The organism is Nocardia sp. NPDC059195, from assembly GCF_042754695.1.
In the GTDB taxonomy this organism is placed as follows: Bacteria; Actinomycetota; Actinomycetes; order Mycobacteriales; family Mycobacteriaceae; genus Nocardia.
The window spans coordinates 415,463-432,893 of the sequence record NZ_JBHZBG010000003.1 but is presented as its reverse complement, the minus strand read 5'-3'; the positions used below and the strand labels follow the sequence as shown (position 1 = coordinate 432,893).

The following is a 17,431-nucleotide window of genomic DNA, read 5'->3' as shown; positions in this document are numbered from 1 at the left end:
AACCGAACCGTCGACGATTTCAGGAGAGAGAGGGCTGCCCACCGTGACCGAATCCGACCGAGGACGTCCTGCGGGAAGCGTCGAATCCCGCTATCCGTTCAGTACCAAGGGCGACCGCCTCGCCCCGGAACTCACCGACTTGCAGAGCCGATGTCCCGTAGCCCGGGTCGGCACCAACTCCGGCGGCGAGGCATGGCTGGTCACCAGCTACGAGCTGACCAAGCACGTGTTGCGCGACCGGGCGTTCGCCCGCTCCGTGCTGGCCGAGGCCGACAGTCCGGCGCAAGACACCCCGGTCTTGGCGCCCGAGTTGCTCGACGTCATGGACCACCTCCAGCGGGCCGGGCTGCGCGAGGAGGTGCTGCGGGCACTCGGCCGTAACCAGCCCGATCTACCCGCCGACTGGGTCGCCGAGGTCACCCGTGCGGGCCTGGACGCCATGGTCAGGGAGGGCGACCCGGGCGATCTGCAGCGCCACTTCGCGGAGTGGGTCGCCGCGCAGTGCATGTGCCGGCTGCTCGGCGTGCCCTTCGAGGACCACAAGTGGCTCGCCGAACGGGCCGACGTGGACTTGACGATGGTGACGTATTCCCAGGAGGAGCTCGCCCGCAACTGGGAGGAGATCCGCGCCTATATGCAGGCGCACATGGCCGCCCGCCGCCCCGGCGAGCCGCGCGGCCTGGCGGACCGCCTCGCCGATCTCAACGCCAGAGGGCACGGGCTGACGGATCGCCAGTTGTCGAACATCGTCGTGGTCCTGTTCGTCAGCGGCTATGAGGATTTCGCGGGCTTTCTGGGGGTAGGGGCGCTCAACCTCCTGCAGCGGCCCGAGGTGATCGGGGAGGTACGGGCCCGACCGGAGACGATGCCGCAATGCGTGGAGGAACTGCTGCGGTACAGCGTCGTGCTGGGCAATGCGATCCCGCGCTACGTCACCCGGGACGCGGAGTTGGGTTCGGTGTCCGTCGAGGAGGGCGACCTGGTGTTGTTGTCGCTGGACGCGGTCAACGTCGACCCGGCCGCGTTCGTGGATCCCGGCGTCTTCGACGCGGCCCGCTCGCCCAACCCGCATCTGCGGTTCGGTTACGGCCGCCATCACTGTCCCGGTGCGCATTTGGTCCGCGCTCAGTCCGGCACGGCGTTCCGGGTCCTGCTCGACCGCCTGCCCGGCATCCGGCTGACGGTGCCGGTGGCGGAGGTGGGATGGCATCCCAACCGGATGGCGATCATGCCTGCCGCGATCCCGGTTGGCTGGTGAGGATTTCGGCCGAATTTCGGCCACTGCGTCGGTTATGCCGCCAGGAATGGAGTCGTGGGTGTTTTCATTGTTCGCTACGTTATATCTATGTAGCCAGAAATTCACAAAGAATAGGATCTGACCACATTCGGTATCGTGCTAGGTTTATGCCGCAAGTATGCAGTCTCCGAAATGTAGTACACGACTACGAATTTGAGGAGCATTACATGCGGTTCGTCAAGACAAGTGCTTTCGCTCTCGCCTTTGCCGCCGTTTCGGTTTTCGGTGCGGGAATGGCGCAGGCCGCCACCATCGAGGTGACCGGTGAACTTTTGGGTTGCGCTTTCGAGACCGGCGTGTCCAATGAAACGATTGTGGAATTGACCCGCAATCTAGGCGGGAGCGTCGAACTCTCGGCGGCAGCGAAAGCCGAACTCGAGGGCTGCCTCTAGCAGTCCCGATATCGTGCAGGTCGGTCCGGCTACTGGGAAGCAGTAGCCGGACCGGCTTGTTCTCGCCGGTCGATGCCTATCGAGAGGAACGCCGAGATGTACGAGGGCGAGCTCACCGAAATCTACGACTGCATTCAGGCCGACCGCGGCAAGGACTACGCGGGTGAGGCCCGGCTTGTCGCGGATCTCGTCCGTGCCCGCAACCCCGAGGCCGGGTCCGTGCTCGACGTTGCCTCGGGGACCGGCAGCCACCTGCGTTACCTCCGTGCGGACTTCCCGGACGCGGCCGGCCTGGACCAGTCGCCGGAGATGATCGCGCTGGCCGAGCGGCACATACCCGAGATCACCATGCACCAGGGTGACATGCGGAACTTCGATCTCGGGCGCACGTTCGATGTCATCACGTTGATGTACAGCTCCATCGCCTACGTGGACGACTACCCCGACCTGGTGCGGGCACTGGCCGCGCTGGGGCGGCACCTCGGCCCCGGCGGAGTGTTGGTGATCGAGCCGTGGGAGTTCCCGGACTCCGTCGCTGTCGACGACCTGGCCACGGATCTGATTCAGAACGATGAAGGTGCGCTGACCCGCTTCTCCCATGCCGTGCGGGAAGAAGATGCGGTCGTGATGACCGTGCACTACCTCGTCGCAACTCCGGAGCGCGGGATCCGCCACCTCACCGACCGGCATCGGCTGGCGCTCTTCACCCGCGAGCAGTACCTCGCGGCGTTCGCGGCGGCGGGGTGTCCGGCGGAGTTCGTTCGGCCGGAGCCGTTCGGCCTCGGCTTGTTCATCGGTGTGAAACAGTGATCGAACCCCGTACAGCCCCAGTCGATCCCGGCTGGGGCTGTACGAGTTCCGGCTGAGGTGGCGGGTTACCCGACGTTGACGATCTCGGCGGGCGGGTTCTCGGCGTAGAGCTCGTCGATCTGCGCGGTGTACTTCTCGGCGATGACCTTGCGCTTGAGCTTCAAGGTGAGCGTCACCTCGTCGCCGCCCGCCTCCCAGAACGTGGGCAGGATGCGGAAGCGCTTGACCTGCTCCACCCGCGACAGCTTGCTGTTGCCCACGGCCACACCGGCTTCGATGGCGGCGAGCACCGTGGCGTCGACGGCCAGCGCGGCGGCGGAGGCATCGGGCAGCGCGTGCTCGCGCGCGTACGGCTCAACGGATTCGGCGTCGAGCACGATCAGCGCGGTGTTGTAGGACCTGCCGTCGCCGAGGACGGCCATGGCGCCGATCAGTGGTGTGGCGGCCTTGACCGCGTTCTCGATGTTGTTGGGGGACATGTTCTTCCCCGCCGCGTTGATGATCATCTCCTTCTTGCGGTCGACGACGCGGAGGTAGCCCGCGTCGTCGATGCTGACGATGTCACCGGTGTGCAGCCACCCCTCGGCGTCGATGGCCTCGGCGGTCTGCTCGGGCAGCCCGCGGTAGCCCTTCATCACCAGCGGCCCGCGCACATGCAGCTCACCGTCGTCGGAGAGCCGGGACTCCATGCCGGGCAACAACTTTCCGACCGCGCCGAGCTCGGCGGGCACCGGTTCGTCGGCCAGCTGGTGGGCGCTGCGTGCGGCGGCGACCGACATGGCCCACGCCATGCCCTGGCGGCGGGTCTCGTCGGGTTCGGCCGCGACCTTGAATTCGAAGGCGGCCTTGAGCTTTTCCCACACTCGCGGTACCGCGCCCCAGATGGTCGGGTGCAGGTCGGCAAGGGCGGCGGCGATCTGCTTGGGGTCGCCGACGCTGGTCACCTGGGTGCCGAGCACCTCCTGGACATAGAGCGCGGTCAGCCGGTCGGCGATATGGGCTGTCGGCATGAAAGAGGTGATGGTGTCACCGAATTCGATGCCGAGGATGTCGGCGATGCCGTGCACCTGGAACAGCAGTGCGGCATGGGTGGTTTCGACGCCCTTGGGCGCGCCGGTGGTGCCCGAGGTGTAGATCAGGGTCGCGACATCATCGCCGCGCACGGCACGCCAGGCGGCATCGAAATCGAAGTCGGCGCGGCCGCTTCGAGCAGGTCGGCCACCGGATCGATGGAGGCGGTGTGCTGGAACGCTGCGGGCAGGGTGCCGAAACGGGGAATGCTCACGAGGCAGGCACTTTCTGGGTCATGACCGCCGGGGCGGTGTCGAGATGGGCGGCAACGAAGCGAGCGGCCGCGCGATAGGCCGTTCTGGATTCGGGGACGACGATGGGCAGTGTCTGAAAGGCATGCATCTGATCCGGCCACACCTGCAGTTCGCAGTGCGTTCCGGTGTCGCGCCAGCGGCGCGCCAGCACGGTCGCGTCGGCGCCGAAGTACTCGGTGTCGCTGGTGTGGATCAGGGTGGGCGGCAACCGCATTCCGTAGACGGGCCGCAGTTCGAACGGTTCGGCGGTGAAGGCCGCGATCGCCTGCCTGGCGATCTGGGTGGACAGCAGCCCGTCGCGGTGCTCGTTCTCGTGGCCGATGGCGATGGTCAGACGCAGGTCGGCCATCGGGGAGAACAGCACGAGCGCACCCGGTTCGGGCAGCCCGGCGCGCGCGTTCTCGATGGCCAGATGAGCCGCCAGGAAACCACCGGCCGAATCCCCGGCGACGACGATCCGGTCGGCGCGATAGCGCCGGGTCAGCCACTCGAATGCTGCGGCGACATCCGTTGGCGCGGCGGGGAACGGGTGCTCGGGGGCGAGCCGGTAATCCAGGGTGAACACCGGAAGTTTGGTCGCGGTGGACAACCGGGAGGCGACGCCGCGGTACCCGAGGACCGAGCCCGCGACGAACCCGCCGCCGTGGATGTAGAGCACCACCGCGTCGCAACGGTCGGCGCGCGGCCCACGCACCCACTCGCCACGGATCCCGTCCTCGTCCACCGGCTCGGTGGTGGTCGCGCGCAACGGTGGCGCGCCCGCCCGCAGTGCCTGTTCGATCAGCAGCCGTGACGGCGGCAGCGTGTAGGCGTTCACCGGCGCGAGCGCGGCCAATTGGCCCACGGTGAACGCCGACACCTGCCGGACCGTGCGGGCCCGCAGCGATCCGCGTTCGGCGGTCACCGGCGTTGCTCGATCGCCCGGATCAGCCCGTGCACCGTGGCGTCGGCGGCGAGCCGGTGATCGAGGACGACGTTGATCGCCCCGCGAAACAGTGCGTAGGGCTCCCAGCCGCTCGGCGCGATGGTGCGCGGTGCGCGGCGGGCGATGCCGTCGGCGATCGTGCGGGCCGCGTACTCGGCGGTGATCCGCACATTGAGCGGCCACGGCAGCATCCCGTCGAGCTCTTTGCCCAGGTCGTCCACGTCGAGCATGTCGTGGGTCATCGCGGTGTCGACGATGCCGAAGTAGGCGACGCCCGCGCTGGCTCCGCTCGCGGCGAGTTCCACGCGCAATGCCCGGCCCAGCTGCTCGACCGCGGCCTTGCTCACCATGTACGGCGACCCGCCCATCCCCGGTGCGAACGCCGCGCACGACGACACGACGACGACATGTCCGCGCGCGCGGACGATGTGGTCGAGCGCCGGATGCACGGTGTTGAACACACCGGTGAGGTTGATGCCGATCACCCGGTCGAAGTCGGCCGGATCCATCGTGCGCACGGTGGCGGGCACCGGGGTCACACCCGCGTTGGCCACGACCACGTCGAGCGTGCCGAACCGCTGCACGACCTCATCGACTGCCGCCGACATCTGTGCCCGGTCGGCGACATCGGCGCCGATCCCATGAGCGTCGCCGCCCAGCTCGTCGGCGGCCCGGCGGGCCGCGACGGCGTCGACGTCGATCACGACGACCTGCGCGCCGCGGTGGGACAGGATCGCGGCCAGCTCACGGCCGATGCCCTGGCCCGCACCGGTGATCAGGACGACCTTGCCCGCCACGTCGTAGGAGGGGGCGAACCAGTTGGCCGGTGTGAGATCGGGCAGGCGCATCATGCCGACACCTCGTAGGACTCGATATCGAATCGACGGGTGCGGCGGCGGTATTCGAAGCTCCAGCTCGGATACAGCCCGGCGTTGCCGCCCTCGGCGGTGGTGTAGTAGCTGTCGCAACCGCCGGTCAGCCAGACCGTGTCGGTACTGCGCACGCGCATCTCCTCGACGAAGTCCTCCTGCACCTGCGGACGGACCTCGACTCGGGTCTCGCCGCGGGCCCGCAGCGTGGTCAGCGCGTCGACGATGTAGGCGATTTGCGACTCGATCATGAAGACCGCCGACTGGTTGCCCACCGCACCGAACGGGCCGAGCGTGCAGAAGAAGTTCGGGAATCCGGCGACCGCCGCACCGAGGTAGGTCTGCGGCCGCTTCCGGTAGAGCTGGGCGATCGAGTGCCCGTCGCGGCCGATGATGCGGTCGAACACACTCGGCGTCGAGGTGAAACCGGTGCCGTAGATGATGGTGTCCACGGGGATCTCGACCCCGGCGCGGGTGAGGATGGAGCGCGCGCGGACCTCGGCGATGCCGTCGGTCACCACATCGACGTTGTCCTTGTCGAGGGCGGGCAGGTAGGCGTCGGAGAAGATCGCCCGCTTACAGCCGAGCATGTAGTCCGGTGTCACCTTGGCGCGCAACTTCGGGTCGCGGATCTGGCGGCGCAGCTGGATCCGGCCGAGCAGCTCGTAGGGGTGGCGGAACCGGTTGTCGACGAACCCGACCAGCCCGAAGCTCTCGATCAGCGAGTACCAGGTGCCGCGAACGGCCTTCTGCGCCAAGGGGATCTGGCGCAGCAGTCGACGCTCGAGTCCGATGGTCGGCCGGTCCAGCCGTGGCACGATCCACGGCGCCGACCGCTGGAACACCGTCATCGCGGCGACCTCGGGCTGGATCTCCGGCACGAACTGGACCGCGGAGGCGCCGGTGCCGATCACCGCGACCCGCTTGCCGGTCAGATCATGGTCGTGATCCCAGTGCAGCGAGTGGAAGGCCGTGCCTTCGAAGGTCTCGAGGCCGGGCAGCGACGGATACTTGGCCTCCGCGAAAATGCCTGCCGCGGAAAGGAAGTAGTCCGCGGTGAGCTCGCCGCGCGAGGTTTCGATCCGCCACAGTGACTGCTCGTCGTCCCAGCGCGCATCCAGCAGTTCGGTGCCGAGGCGCACATGCCGGATCACGTCGTTGTCCTCGGCGACGGTGCGCAGGTAATCGAGGATCTCGGCCTGCTTGCCGTAGGTGCGCGACCACTCCGGATTGGGCGCGAAGGAGTAGCTGTAGAGCTGGGAAGGCACATCGCAGGCGCAGCCGGGGTAGGTGTTGGCCTGCCAGGTGCCGCCGAGGTCATCGGCGCGTTCCAGCACGACGATGTCGTCGAAGCCGGCTTCGCGGAGTTTGATCGTCAGCCCGATCCCGCCGAAGCCGGCGCCGAGCACGACGATGTGCGTGTGTTCTGTGGGCATGGGTCAGCCGATCCTTCCGTGCAGCACCGAAACCAGGCGATCGACGACGGTGTCGATCGCGGTGCTGCGGGTGAACGTCGTGAGCGCCAGCGGTGAGGAGAACCGTTGCCGCGTGGTCGCTTTGGCGTAGGTGAACTCGCGCAGGCCGTCGGGTCCGTGCACCCGGCCGAAGCCGGAGGCCCCGACCCCGCCCAGTGGCAGCGCGGGGATGGTGGCGTGCGCGACGAACGCGTTGATCGAGGTGGCGCCGGCTTCGATCCGGTCGGCGATCGCGTCGCCGTCGCGGCGGGCGAAGACGGTGGCGCCGAGCCCGTACTCGGAGTCGTTGACCCGCTCGATCGCCTCGTCCATGGAGGCGACCCGGGTGACGACCAGCGTCGGGCCGAAAGTCTCCTCGGTGACCGCGGTCGAATCGTGCGGCACGTCGACCAGGATGGTCGGCTGCACGAACTGGCCGTCGATGGCGTCGGGCCCGCCCAGCAGCGCCCGGCCACCGCGCGCGATGGCGTCCTCGATATGGCGCTGGATCACCGCGAGTTGCTTGGGCATCGTGATCGGACCGATCTTCTGGGGGCCGGGTCCGGCCCGCAGTTCGCGTGCCCGATCGAGCAGTTCGGTGAGGAAGCGGTCGTAGACGTCGGTGTGCACGTAGACCCGTTCCACGCCGAGACAGGTCTGCCCAGCATTGGCCATGCCACCCCACAGCGCGGCGTCGGACGCGGCGCCGAGGTCGGCGTCGGAGTGCGGCTTGCCCATCTCCTGGCTCATGACGCGGGCGAGTTCGTCACGGCCGCGCGTGATCTCGGTGCGCCAGCGATCGAGGCGGCAGGCACGTTCGTCGAAACCCGCTGCCCGCCACCAGATCGCGGCACCGTGGGCGCGCTCGACTGCGGCCTCGACAGCGCTCTCGTCGTGGCTGGGATAGGAACCGACCAGGGCACCGGTCGCCGGACTGTGGACGTCGAAGGTGAGTGTGGTGGTCATGATGCCTTTCGCGGTCAGAGGTCCAGCGTGAGTGCGGCACCGGCGGAACGGGATACGCAGGTGAGGATCTGGTCGGCGCGCTCGCCCGGCGGGAGCAGTCGGTCGCGGTGATCGATCTCGCCCGCGACGACCCTGGTCTTGCAGCTGCCGCAGAACCCCTGCCTGCAGGAGTAGGCGACGTCGGGTCGCACCCGGCGGATCGCGTCGAGCGCGGTCTCGGTGCTACCGACCCGCACGGTCTCCCCGCCGCGGGCGAGGGTGATATCGAATTCCTTGCCGTCGATCACCGGCCGCGCGGAGAACAGTTCGGTGTGCAGCGAGGCGGTGGGATTGCCCGGGAACAAGCTGCGCTGGGCGGCATCGAGGACCGGGGGCGGGCCACACACGTACACCGCCGCGCCGGGGGCCGCGGTGGCGAGCAGCGCGGAGATGTCGGGTGTGCCGGTCTCGTCGTCGGGGCGCAGGTCGGTGCCCGCGGGGAGTTCGCCGAGGAACGGCATGGTCGCCCGCGACCGACCGAGGTAGACCAGTCGTCCGCGAGCACCGGCCGCACGTGCCATCGGCAGGATCGGGGTGATCCCGATCCCGGCGGCGATGAACAGGTACGACGGTGCGGTCTCGATGAAGGTGAAAGCGTTGCGCGGGCCGCGGATTCGGAGCACGTCACCCGAGCGCAAGGCGTGCATCTCCCGCGATCCGCCGTCGCCGTCGTCGATGCGGCGCACCGCGATGCGGTAGCGGTGCCGGTCGCGCGGGTCGCCGCACAGGGAGTATTGGCGTTGGCGGCCCGAGGCGAGGAAGACATCGATATGGGAACCCGGCCGCCACGACGGCAGGTACCCGCCTTCGGTGTGGGCCAGGGTCAGGCTCACCACATCGGTGGCCTCGGCATGGACCGCTTCCACGCGGACGTCGAGGTCGAAGCCGTTGTGCCGCACCGGATGTGGTGGTGACAGCGTGGGCTGGGTGAAGACCTTCTTGTAGATGTCGACGGCGGCGCCGAGCGCTCGCAGGCTCGGCGTCGCGACATCGGCGACAGGGTTCACGCGCGCGCCGCCGGCGAGTGCGCCAGGTACCGCAGGGCGTTGTCCATCGAACCCAGTTGGGAGGGGTGGAAACTCGGCCGCAGATAGCGCGGCATCTCGGTGACGAAGGTGGTGAAGTTCGGGATCACTCCGCGCGCCGTCGCGCTCACGAACTGCCTGGCCCAGGACCGTCCCTTGTTCTTGCTGGGGTCCTGGCGATACAGGTAGGCGGTCGAGACGATGAACAGCGGCAGCAGGGTGCCACTGGCGAGCAGTCCGGTGCGCAGTCGCCGGGCGTAACCGCCGTCGACGTGCATGTACGCGTCGAACACCACGCTGCGATGCTCGACCTCTTCGGCGCCGTGCCAGCGCACCAGATCGAGCATGGTCGGGTCCATCCCGAGCTCGGCCAGCACATCCGACTCCAGCAACCATTCGCCGATGACGGCGGTGAAGTGTTCCATCCCGGCGAACAGGCCGAGGCGTTCCTTGAGCCATTCCTCCTTGGCGCGGCCGGTGAGGCCCTGGTCGCCGAGGAGCCGGTCGACCATCCAGGCGATCTTGGCGACATAGGACTCGACATCGAGCCCGATCGACTGCAGATGCCGCCGCGCGCCTTCGTGGCTGCTGGCGTGCATCGACTCCTGGCCGATGAACCCGGTGACCTCCTCCCGCAGCCGCTCGTCCTGGATATAGGGCAGGGCCTCGGCGAGGCAGGTGGCCATCGCTCGTTCGCCCTCGGGAAGTACGAGATGCATCACATTGGTGACATGTGTCGCGAGTACTTCGCCCGGGATGTAGTGCATGGGCACCGACGTGAAGTCGAAATGCACATCCCGCGCGTGAATTGCGTGCGCTTCTTCCTGATAGGAGCGCGCCGTTGCACCGTTATCAGCCATAGGGGAACCGTACAGTGCGACAAATAACTTCGCAATGTTGCAGAGTGATCTGGTCCACGATTGTGATCGTGGCTCGCCGCGCCTGATACCGTCGAACCGTGCTCTCTACCGCCGCGACCTCGGGGAATTCGCCCACCGCCGACTCAGTCGAAGAACGAATTCTCGATGCCGCCCTCGTGCAGTTCGAGCGGGTCGGCGTGCGCAAGACGACGATCGAGGACATCGCCAGGGCCGCCGACGTCGACCGCGCCACCATCTACCGGCGCATCGGGTCGCGCGATGACGTGGTGAGCGCGGCGTTCGAACGGGAGGTGCGCAGGCTGCTCGCCGACCTGGGGGAGATCCCGGCCCGCCACGACGCCTTCGACGACATCGTCGTCGACGTCTTCACCACCGTGATCACACGCTGGCGGGCGCACCCCCTGGTCGAGCGGCTGCTGACACTGGAGGCCGACCGGCTGCTGCCGCAACTCACCGTCGACGGCGCGTCGTTCTTCCTGCTCTCGGTCGCCGCCTCCACCGAGATCATCCGAAAGGTGCTCGAGGGCAATCGATTTCCCGACATCCCCGATCTCAGCGCCCGCGTGGAAGTGGTCTGCCGGGTGGTGCACTCGCTGATCCTGCAGCCGGTCGGCACCATCGATACCGGCTCGGAGCAGGCCCTGGCGGCGTTCGCCCGCGCCTACGTGGTCCCGATTCTGGTGACCGGTTCGTAGCCGCGGGCCGACGCGTCAGAGGAAGCGGGCGATCAGGTCCTTCATGACCTCGTTGGCGCCCGCGTAGATGCGCGAGATGCGCCCGTCGATCCACATGCGGGCGATCGGGTACTCCTCCATGTAGCCGTAGCCGCCGTGCAGCTGGACGCACCGGTCGATCACCTGGGACTGCTGATCGGTGGTCCAGTACTTGATCATCGCGGCGGTCTTCACATCCAGCGCGCCGCGTAGGTGCTTGGCCACCGCGTCGTCGACGAAGGTGCGCACGACGGTCGCGATCGTCGCGCAGTCGGCCATTTCGAAGCGGGTGTTCTGGAGGGCGAACAGCGGCTTGCCGAAAGCGTTGCGCTGCTTGACATAGGCGAGCGTCTCATCGACCGCGGCCTCGATCGCGGCCGCGGCGGCGACCCCGCAGATCAGCCGTTCCTGCGGCAGTTGCTGCATGAGCTGGATGAAGCCTTGACCCTCGGCGGTGCCGAGCAGGTTCGCCTGCGGCACCCGCAGTCCGTCGAAGAACAGCTCGGTGGTGTCCTGGCCCTTCTGGCCGACCTTCTTCAGCAGTCTGCCGCGTTCGAATCCGGGGGTGTCGTCGGCGACCTCGGCGACCACCAGCGACACGCCCTTGGCGCCGAGGCTGGGGTCGGTCTTGACGGCGATGATCAGCAGATCGCAGTTGCGGCCGTTGGAGATGAAGGTCTTGGCGCCGCTGATCACGTAGTCGTCGCCGTCCTTCACCGCCTTGGTCGCGATGTTCTGCAGGTCCGAGCCGGTACCGGGTTCGGTCATGGCGATGGCGCCGATCCACTCGCCGGAGGCGAGCTTGGGCAGCCAGCGCTTCTTGTTCTCCTCCGAGGCGTAGGACAGGATGTAGTGCGGCACGATGCCGGTGTGCACACCCAGCTGCATCGAGGAGTCGCCGCCCTTGACCTGCTCGGTGAACAGCACGGCCTCGTGCGCGAAAGTGCCACCGCCGCCGCCGTATTCCTCGGGAACCGACATGCACAGCAGGCCGAGCTCGCCGGCCTGCCGGTAGACCTCACGGCTGGGGTATCCCTGCGCGGCGAACTCCTCGCGGTGCGGCGCGACGGTGTTGACGAAGAAGTTGCGGGCCAGCTCGGCCAGGCCCTGCAGCTCCGACTCGGCGTCGGTGTCGACGGTGCTCATCGAGTTCCTCTCCTTGTTTCGATGGACTGCGCACCAGAGTGAACACTCTGTTGGCGATCTGTCAATAGTGCGGGTCGGGCATTGACAAACATCAACCGTACTGCGAAGGTTCCAATTGCTTGGACATCCAACTATTGGATAACCTCCAACTGCGCGCACCGCGCAACCGACATCAACGGAGTAGGACTGGCATGGTTCGCGAACTCACGCACTTCATCGGCGGCAAGCACGTCACCGGCACTTCCGGCGCCTGCGGCGACGTCTTCGATCCCAACCTCGGACAGGTCCAGGCCAGGGTTCCGCTGGCGAACACCGCCGAGGTGGCCGCGGTGATCGCGAACGCGGCCGAGGCCCAGCGGGTGTGGGCGGCGTTCAACCCGCAGAAGCGGGCCAGGGTGCTGATGAAGTTCGTGAACCTGGTGAACGACGAGATGGACAGCCTGGCCGCGCTGCTCTCGTCCGAGCACGGCAAGACCATCGCCGACGCGAAGGGCGACATCCAGCGCGGGCTCGAGGTCATCGAGTTCGCCATCGGCATTCCGCACCTGCTCAAGGGTGAGTACAGCGACAGCGCGGGTACCGGCATCGACGTCTACTCGATGCGGCAGCCGCTGGGTGTCGTCGCGGGCATCACGCCGTTCAACTTCCCGGCGATGATCCCGCTGTGGAAGGCAGGCCCGGCGCTGGCCTGCGGCAACGCGTTCGTGCTCAAGCCGTCCGAGCGTGATCCGTCGGTGCCGCTTCGCCTGGCCGAGCTGTTCCTCGAAGCGGGTCTGCCTGCGGGTGTGTTCAACGTGGTCAACGGCAACAAGGAAGCCGTCGACGCGATCCTGCACGACCCGCGGATCAAGGCGGTCGGTTTCGTCGGTTCGACCCCGATCGCCCAGTACATCTACGAGACCGCGACCGCCAACGGCAAGCGCGCGCAGTGCTTCGGCGGGGCCAAGAACCACGCGGTCGTGATGCCCGACGCCGACCTCGACGATGTCGCCGATCAGCTCATCGGCGCGGCGTACGGCTCGGCGGGTGAGCGCTGCATGGCGCTGTCGGTGGCCGTGCCGGTGGGTCAGGAGACCGCGGATCGGCTGGTCGCGAAGCTGACCGAGCGCGTGCACAAGCTCAATGTCGGCCGCTCCGACGACGCGGGCGCCGATTTCGGGCCGCTGGTCGGGCTCGACGGTGTGAACCGGGTCAACGACTACGTGCAGATCGGGATCGACGAGGGCGCGCAGTTGCTGATCGACGGCCGTGGGCTGACCATCGACGGCGCCGAGGACGGCTTCTTCGTCGGTGCGAGCCTGTTCGACAACGTCACCGCGGACATGCGGATCTACAAAGAGGAGATCTTCGGCCCGGTGCTCACCGTGGTGCGCGCGGGCGACTACGAAGAGGCGCTGCGGCTGGTCGACGAGCACGAATACGGCAACGGTGTCGCGATCTTCACCCGCGACGGTGACACCGCCCGTGATTTCTCCGCGCGTGTGCAGGTCGGCATGGTCGGTGTGAATGTGCCGATCCCGGTGCCGATCGCCTACTTCACCTTCGGTGGCTGGAAGGGTTCGGGCTTCGGCGATCTCAATCAGCACGGCCCGGACTCGATCCGGTTCTACACCAAGACCAAGACTGTCACCCAGCGTTGGCCTGCCGGGCTCAAGGAGTCCAACGCGTTCGTCATCCCGACGATGGACTGACGCGGCGATGTTCACCCTCGATGAGGACGAGCGCGCGATCGGTGAGACCGCGCGCCAGTTCGCCGACGAGTTCCTGGCGCCGAACGCGCTGGATTGGGATGAGCGCAAACACTTTCCGGTCGATGTGCTGCGCAAGGCAGGCCCGCTCGGGCTCGGTGGCATCTCGGTGCGCGGCGACGTCGGCGGCTCCGAACTGCGCAGGCTCGACGCGGTCCGGATCTTCGAACAGCTCTCCACCGGATGCCCTTCGGTGTCGGCGTACATCTCGATCCACAACATGGCGACCTGGATGATCGATGCCTACGGCACCGAGCAGCAGCGGCACCGGTGGGTGCCGGGGATGGCGTCGATGGAGCTGCTCGGCAGTTACGCGCTCACCGAACCGGGCGTCGGGTCCGACGCGGCGGCCTTGAGCACCAAGGCCGTTCGCGACGGCGAGGACTACATCCTCACCGGCGCCAAGCAATTCATCTCCGGTGCCGGCGCCAACGATGTGTACGTGATGATGGTGCGCACCGGCGGGGACGGCCCGCGCGGCATCTCGGCGCTGATCGTCCCGGCAGACACGCCGGGTCTGACAGTGGGGCCGAACGAACGGAAGATGGGTTGGAATGCCCAGCCGACCCGGCAGGTGACCCTCGACGGCGCCCGGGTGCCGGTCGCCAACCGCCTCGGCGAGGAGGGCGACGGATTCTCGATCGCGATGAACGGCCTCAACGGCGGCCGGCTCAATATCGCCGCCTGCTCGATCGGCGGCGCGCAGGCCGCGCTCGACAAGACGGTGCGCTACCTCACCGAACGGCACGCTTTCGGTAAACCCTTGGTGCGCAACGAGGCTCTGCAGTTCGAGCTGGCCGATATGGGCACCGAGCTGGAGGCGGCGCGGACCCTGCTGTGGCGGGCCGCCGCCGCGCTCGACGCGGACGCACCGGACAAGGTCGCCCTGTGCGCGATGGCCAAGCGATTCGCCACCGACACCGGTTTCGAGGTCGCCAACAAGGCACTGCAATTGCACGGCGGCTACGGCTACCTGCACGAATACGGCCTGGAGAAGATCGTGCGCGACCTGCGAGTGCACCAGATCCTCGAGGGCACCAACGAAATCATGCGGGTGGTCGTCGCCCGCTCACTGATCGGAGCAGCATGACCGACGAGCCCGAAGTCCTGATCACCGTCCGTGACGGTCTGGGCCTGATCACCCTGAATCGGCCCAAGGCCATCAACGCGCTCAATCACGCGATGACCCTTGCCATCACCGACGCGCTGCGGTCCTGGGCCGACGACGACGCGGTGCGCACCGTCGTGGTCACCGGCGCGGGCGAGCGCGGGCTCTGCGCGGGCGGCGACATCGTGGCCATCCACGCCGACGCGAAAGGTGGTACGGCGGGCGCCGATTCGCCGACGGGGCGGTTCTGGCGCGACGAGTACCACCTCAACGCGCTGATCGGCAGCTATCCCAAGCCCTATGTGGTGATCATGGACGGCATCGTGATGGGCGGCGGGGTCGGCCTGTCCGGGCACGGCAGCCACCGCGTCGTCACCGAACGGTCCAAGATCGGGATGCCCGAGGTCGGTATCGGTTTCATCCCCGATGTCGGCGGCACGTACCTGCTTTCGCGCGCGCCCGGTGAACTCGGCACGCACGTCGCGTTGACCACCGCGCGCATGGGCGCGGGCGATGCGATCGCCGCCGGCTTCGCCGACTACTACGTGCCTTCCGGCGATCTCGACGCTTTGCTCGACGCGCTGCGCACGGCGAGTGCCGACGAGGCGATCGCGCAGTTCGCCACGGCCGCACCGGATTCGGAGTTGCTCGCCCAGCAGAGCTGGATCGATGCCTGCTATGGCGCGGACACCGTCGAGGAGATCGCGGCCGGGTTGCAGGCGCACGAGTCACCCGATGCCGCCAAGGCTGCCGGTGATCTGCTGGCCAAATCGCCGGTGGCGCTGAAGGTCACGCTGCGGTCGCTGCGCGCGGCCCGCGAACTGACGAGCCTCGAGGCGGTGCTCGACGAGGAATACCGGGTCTCGGTCGCCGCGCTCGGTTCACATGACCTGGTCGAGGGCATCCGCGCCCAGGTGATCGACAAGGACCGCAATCCCCAGTGGCGGCCGGCGACGCTCGCCGAGGTGACCGACGATCAGGTGGCGGTGTACTTCGCCGATCTGGGTGCGGCGGAACTGGGTTCGACGACAGCGGAGGCGCAGCGATGAGCAAGAAGATCGGTTTCCTCGGGCTCGGCCACATGGGCGGCCCGATGGCGGCGAACCTGGTGCGGGCGGGCTACGAAGTGCTCGCCTACGACCCGGTGCCCGCCGCGCAGGAGCAGGCCCGCACCGACGGCGCGAGAGTGGTGGCCACCGCCGCCGAAGCCGCCGCCGAGCGTGACGTGGTCATCACCATGCTGCCCAACGGCAAACTCGTCCTCGACGTCTACGCCGAACTGCTGCCCGCCGCCCCGGCCGGCACCCTGTTCATCGACTGCTCGACCATCGACGTGGCCGATGCGAAAGCAGCTGCGGCACTGGCTGTCACGGCGGGTCACCGCCCGCTGGACGCGCCGGTCTCCGGTGGCGTCGCCGGCGCCACCGCGGGCACCCTGACCTTCATGGTGGGCGGCGCGCCCGCCGACTTCGCCGACGCGAGCGAGGTACTCGCGGTGATGGGCGGCAAGGTCGTGCACTGCGGCGACGCCGGGGTCGGTCAGGCCGCCAAGATCTGCAACAACATGCTGCTCGGGATCTCCATGATCGGGCTGTCGGAGGCGCTGGTGCTCGGCGAGCAGCTCGGCCTGAGCCACCAGTCGTTCTTCGACGTGGTGTCCACCGCGTCGGGCCAGAGCTGGGCACTGACCAGCTACTGCCCGGTGCCCGGCCCGGTGCCGACCAGCCCGGCCAACAACGACTACCTGCCAGGCTTCGCCACTGCGCTGATGTCGAAGGATCTCACCCTGGCCGCGAACGCGTTGCAGGCCAACGGGATCTACGGACAGCTCGGCGAACTCGCCGCCGCGATCTACGCGCGGTTCAACCAGACCGACGGGCAGCGGGATTTCTCCGCCATCGTCACCGATATCCGCGACCGATCCGGCGAGGCCACCGCGTGAGCGACTACGAAACGATCCTGGTCGAGACCAAGAACCGCGTCGGCTGGATCACGCTGAACCGGCCCAAGGCGCTCAACGCACTCAACACCCAGGTACTCGACGACATCGTCGACGCGCTCGACGAACTCGGTCGTGACGACGAGGTCGGCGCGGTCGTGATCACCGGCTCCGCCAAGGCTTTCGCGGCGGGCGCCGACATCAAGGAGATGCAGCCCAAGTCGTACATGGACATGTTCATGGACGATTTCTTCGCCCGCTGGGACCGCCTCGCGCAGTTCCGCAAGCCCACCATCGCCGCGGTCGCCGGGTACGCGCTCGGCGGCGGCTGCGAGCTCGCCATGCTCTGCGACATCCTGATCGCCGCCGACACCGCGCAATTCGGTCAGCCCGAGATCAAACTCGGCGTGATCCCCGGCATCGGCGGCTCCCAGCGACTCACCCGCGCGGTGGGTAAAGCCAAGGCGATGGACATGGTGCTGACCGGACGCACCATCGGTGCCGAGGAAGCCGAGCGCGCCGGCCTCGTCTCGCGCATCGTGCCCGCCGACGACCTGCTCGATGTCGCGGCCGAGGTGGCCGAAACCATCGCGGCGAAGTCACTGCCGGTCACCATGATCGCCAAGGAAGCGGTGAATCGGTCCTTCGAGACCACCCTCGCCGAGGGAATCCGCTTCGAGCGCCGCGTCTTCCACTCGCTGTTCGCGATCGAGGACCAGACCGAAGGCATGAGCGCCTTCGTCGACAAGCGGCCACCGAACTTCACCCATCGCTGACCCGGCATCACCCCACAC

Annotated in this window: 17 protein-coding genes and 1 pseudogene; 9 read left to right on the top strand and 9 right to left on the bottom strand. The window is 67.8% G+C overall.

All coding sequences use genetic code 11. The features are described 5' to 3' along the window. Positions 1–43: 43 nt before the first annotated feature. The 3 genes from ACFXKN_RS06865 (at position 44) to ACFXKN_RS06855 (ending at position 2,499) form a co-directional block, all read left to right on the top strand. Positions 44–1,258: a cytochrome P450 gene (locus tag ACFXKN_RS06865; RefSeq protein ID WP_378950764.1), complete on the top strand. Its 1,215-nt coding sequence runs from the start codon at positions 44–46 to the stop codon at positions 1,256–1,258. A 206-nt stretch (positions 1,259–1,464) separates the two neighbouring features. Beyond that, complete coding sequence (locus ACFXKN_RS06860) at positions 1,465–1,689, top strand: hypothetical protein (protein WP_378950761.1); 225 nt, start codon at positions 1,465–1,467, stop codon at positions 1,687–1,689. Positions 1,690–1,761: 72 nt separating this feature from the next. Next, the gene (locus tag ACFXKN_RS06855) at positions 1,762–2,499 is read left to right on the top strand and encodes a class I SAM-dependent methyltransferase (protein WP_378950758.1); all 738 of its coding nucleotides are present in this window, start codon (positions 1,762–1,764) and stop codon (positions 2,497–2,499) included. A 65-nt stretch (positions 2,500–2,564) separates the two neighbouring features. Here the strand turns inward: ACFXKN_RS06855 and ACFXKN_RS06850 are convergent. The 8 genes and pseudogenes from ACFXKN_RS06850 to ACFXKN_RS06815 all read right to left on the bottom strand — a co-directional run. After that, positions 2,565–3,692, bottom strand: a pseudogene (locus ACFXKN_RS06850) (AMP-binding protein); the annotation flags it as partial. Continuing rightward, entirely contained in the window at positions 3,635–3,784 is a 150-nt protein-coding gene (locus tag ACFXKN_RS06845; RefSeq protein ID WP_378950755.1) for a hypothetical protein, read from the bottom strand. The pseudogene ACFXKN_RS06850 and the gene ACFXKN_RS06845, both read right to left, overlap by 58 nt. Further along, the gene (locus ACFXKN_RS06840; protein WP_379432616.1) at positions 3,781–4,728 is read right to left on the bottom strand and encodes an alpha/beta hydrolase; all 948 of its coding nucleotides are present in this window, start codon (positions 4,726–4,728) and stop codon (positions 3,781–3,783) included. The genes ACFXKN_RS06845 and ACFXKN_RS06840 overlap by 4 nt, the downstream gene beginning before the upstream one ends. Beyond that, complete coding sequence (locus tag ACFXKN_RS06835) at positions 4,725–5,597, bottom strand: short-chain dehydrogenase/reductase (protein ID WP_379432651.1); 873 nt, start codon at positions 5,595–5,597, stop codon at positions 4,725–4,727. Before ACFXKN_RS06835 ends, ACFXKN_RS06840 begins: the two co-directional genes overlap by 4 nt. Continuing rightward, positions 5,597–7,054 carry a flavin-containing monooxygenase gene (locus tag ACFXKN_RS06830; RefSeq protein WP_379432615.1) on the bottom strand — a complete coding sequence of 486 codons (1,458 nt, stop codon included), beginning with the start codon at positions 7,052–7,054 and terminating at the stop codon, positions 5,597–5,599. The genes ACFXKN_RS06835 and ACFXKN_RS06830 overlap by 1 nt, the downstream gene beginning before the upstream one ends. A 3-nt stretch (positions 7,055–7,057) precedes the next feature. After that, a complete protein-coding gene (locus ACFXKN_RS06825) occupies positions 7,058–8,038 on the bottom strand; it encodes an aldehyde dehydrogenase family protein (RefSeq protein ID WP_379432614.1) in 981 nt (326 codons plus the stop codon). A gap of 14 nt (positions 8,039–8,052) precedes the next feature. Then, complete coding sequence (locus tag ACFXKN_RS06820; protein ID WP_379432613.1) at positions 8,053–9,084, bottom strand: PDR/VanB family oxidoreductase; 1,032 nt, start codon at positions 9,082–9,084, stop codon at positions 8,053–8,055. Next, the gene (locus ACFXKN_RS06815) at positions 9,081–9,962 is read right to left on the bottom strand and encodes a metal-dependent hydrolase (protein ID WP_379432612.1); all 882 of its coding nucleotides are present in this window, start codon (positions 9,960–9,962) and stop codon (positions 9,081–9,083) included. Before ACFXKN_RS06815 ends, ACFXKN_RS06820 begins: the two co-directional genes overlap by 4 nt. A 98-nt stretch (positions 9,963–10,060) precedes the next feature. Between ACFXKN_RS06815 and ACFXKN_RS06810 the strand changes: the two genes are divergently transcribed. Continuing rightward, positions 10,061–10,678: a TetR/AcrR family transcriptional regulator gene (locus ACFXKN_RS06810; RefSeq protein ID WP_379432611.1), complete on the top strand. Its 618-nt coding sequence runs from the start codon at positions 10,061–10,063 to the stop codon at positions 10,676–10,678. 15 nt (positions 10,679–10,693) lie between these two features. Here the strand turns inward: ACFXKN_RS06810 and ACFXKN_RS06805 are convergent, their stop codons facing one another. Beyond that, positions 10,694–11,842, bottom strand: a complete 1,149-nt coding sequence (locus ACFXKN_RS06805) for an acyl-CoA dehydrogenase family protein (RefSeq protein WP_378950734.1) — start codon at positions 11,840–11,842, stop codon at positions 10,694–10,696. Between the two features lie 191 nt (positions 11,843–12,033). Here ACFXKN_RS06805 and ACFXKN_RS06800 point away from each other — a divergent pair, with 191 nt between their 5' ends. From ACFXKN_RS06800 to ACFXKN_RS06780, 5 genes are read left to right on the top strand one after another with little or no spacing between them, the layout of a single operon-like run. After that, a complete protein-coding gene (locus ACFXKN_RS06800; protein ID WP_379432610.1) occupies positions 12,034–13,533 on the top strand; it encodes a CoA-acylating methylmalonate-semialdehyde dehydrogenase in 1,500 nt (499 codons plus the stop codon). Between the two features lie 7 nt (positions 13,534–13,540). After that, positions 13,541–14,680: an acyl-CoA dehydrogenase family protein gene (locus ACFXKN_RS06795; RefSeq protein ID WP_379432609.1), complete on the top strand. Its 1,140-nt coding sequence runs from the start codon at positions 13,541–13,543 to the stop codon at positions 14,678–14,680. Beyond that, positions 14,677–15,747: an enoyl-CoA hydratase/isomerase family protein gene (locus ACFXKN_RS06790; protein WP_378950724.1), complete on the top strand. Its 1,071-nt coding sequence runs from the start codon at positions 14,677–14,679 to the stop codon at positions 15,745–15,747. The genes ACFXKN_RS06795 and ACFXKN_RS06790 overlap by 4 nt, the downstream gene beginning before the upstream one ends. Continuing rightward, positions 15,744–16,640, top strand: coding sequence for a 3-hydroxyisobutyrate dehydrogenase (gene mmsB, locus ACFXKN_RS06785; RefSeq protein ID WP_379432608.1), 897 nt, complete (start codon positions 15,744–15,746; stop codon positions 16,638–16,640). Before ACFXKN_RS06790 ends, mmsB begins: the two co-directional genes overlap by 4 nt. Beyond that, a complete protein-coding gene (locus ACFXKN_RS06780) occupies positions 16,637–17,413 on the top strand; it encodes an enoyl-CoA hydratase (RefSeq protein WP_379432607.1) in 777 nt (258 codons plus the stop codon). Before mmsB ends, ACFXKN_RS06780 begins: the two co-directional genes overlap by 4 nt. Positions 17,414–17,431 lie beyond the last annotated feature (18 nt).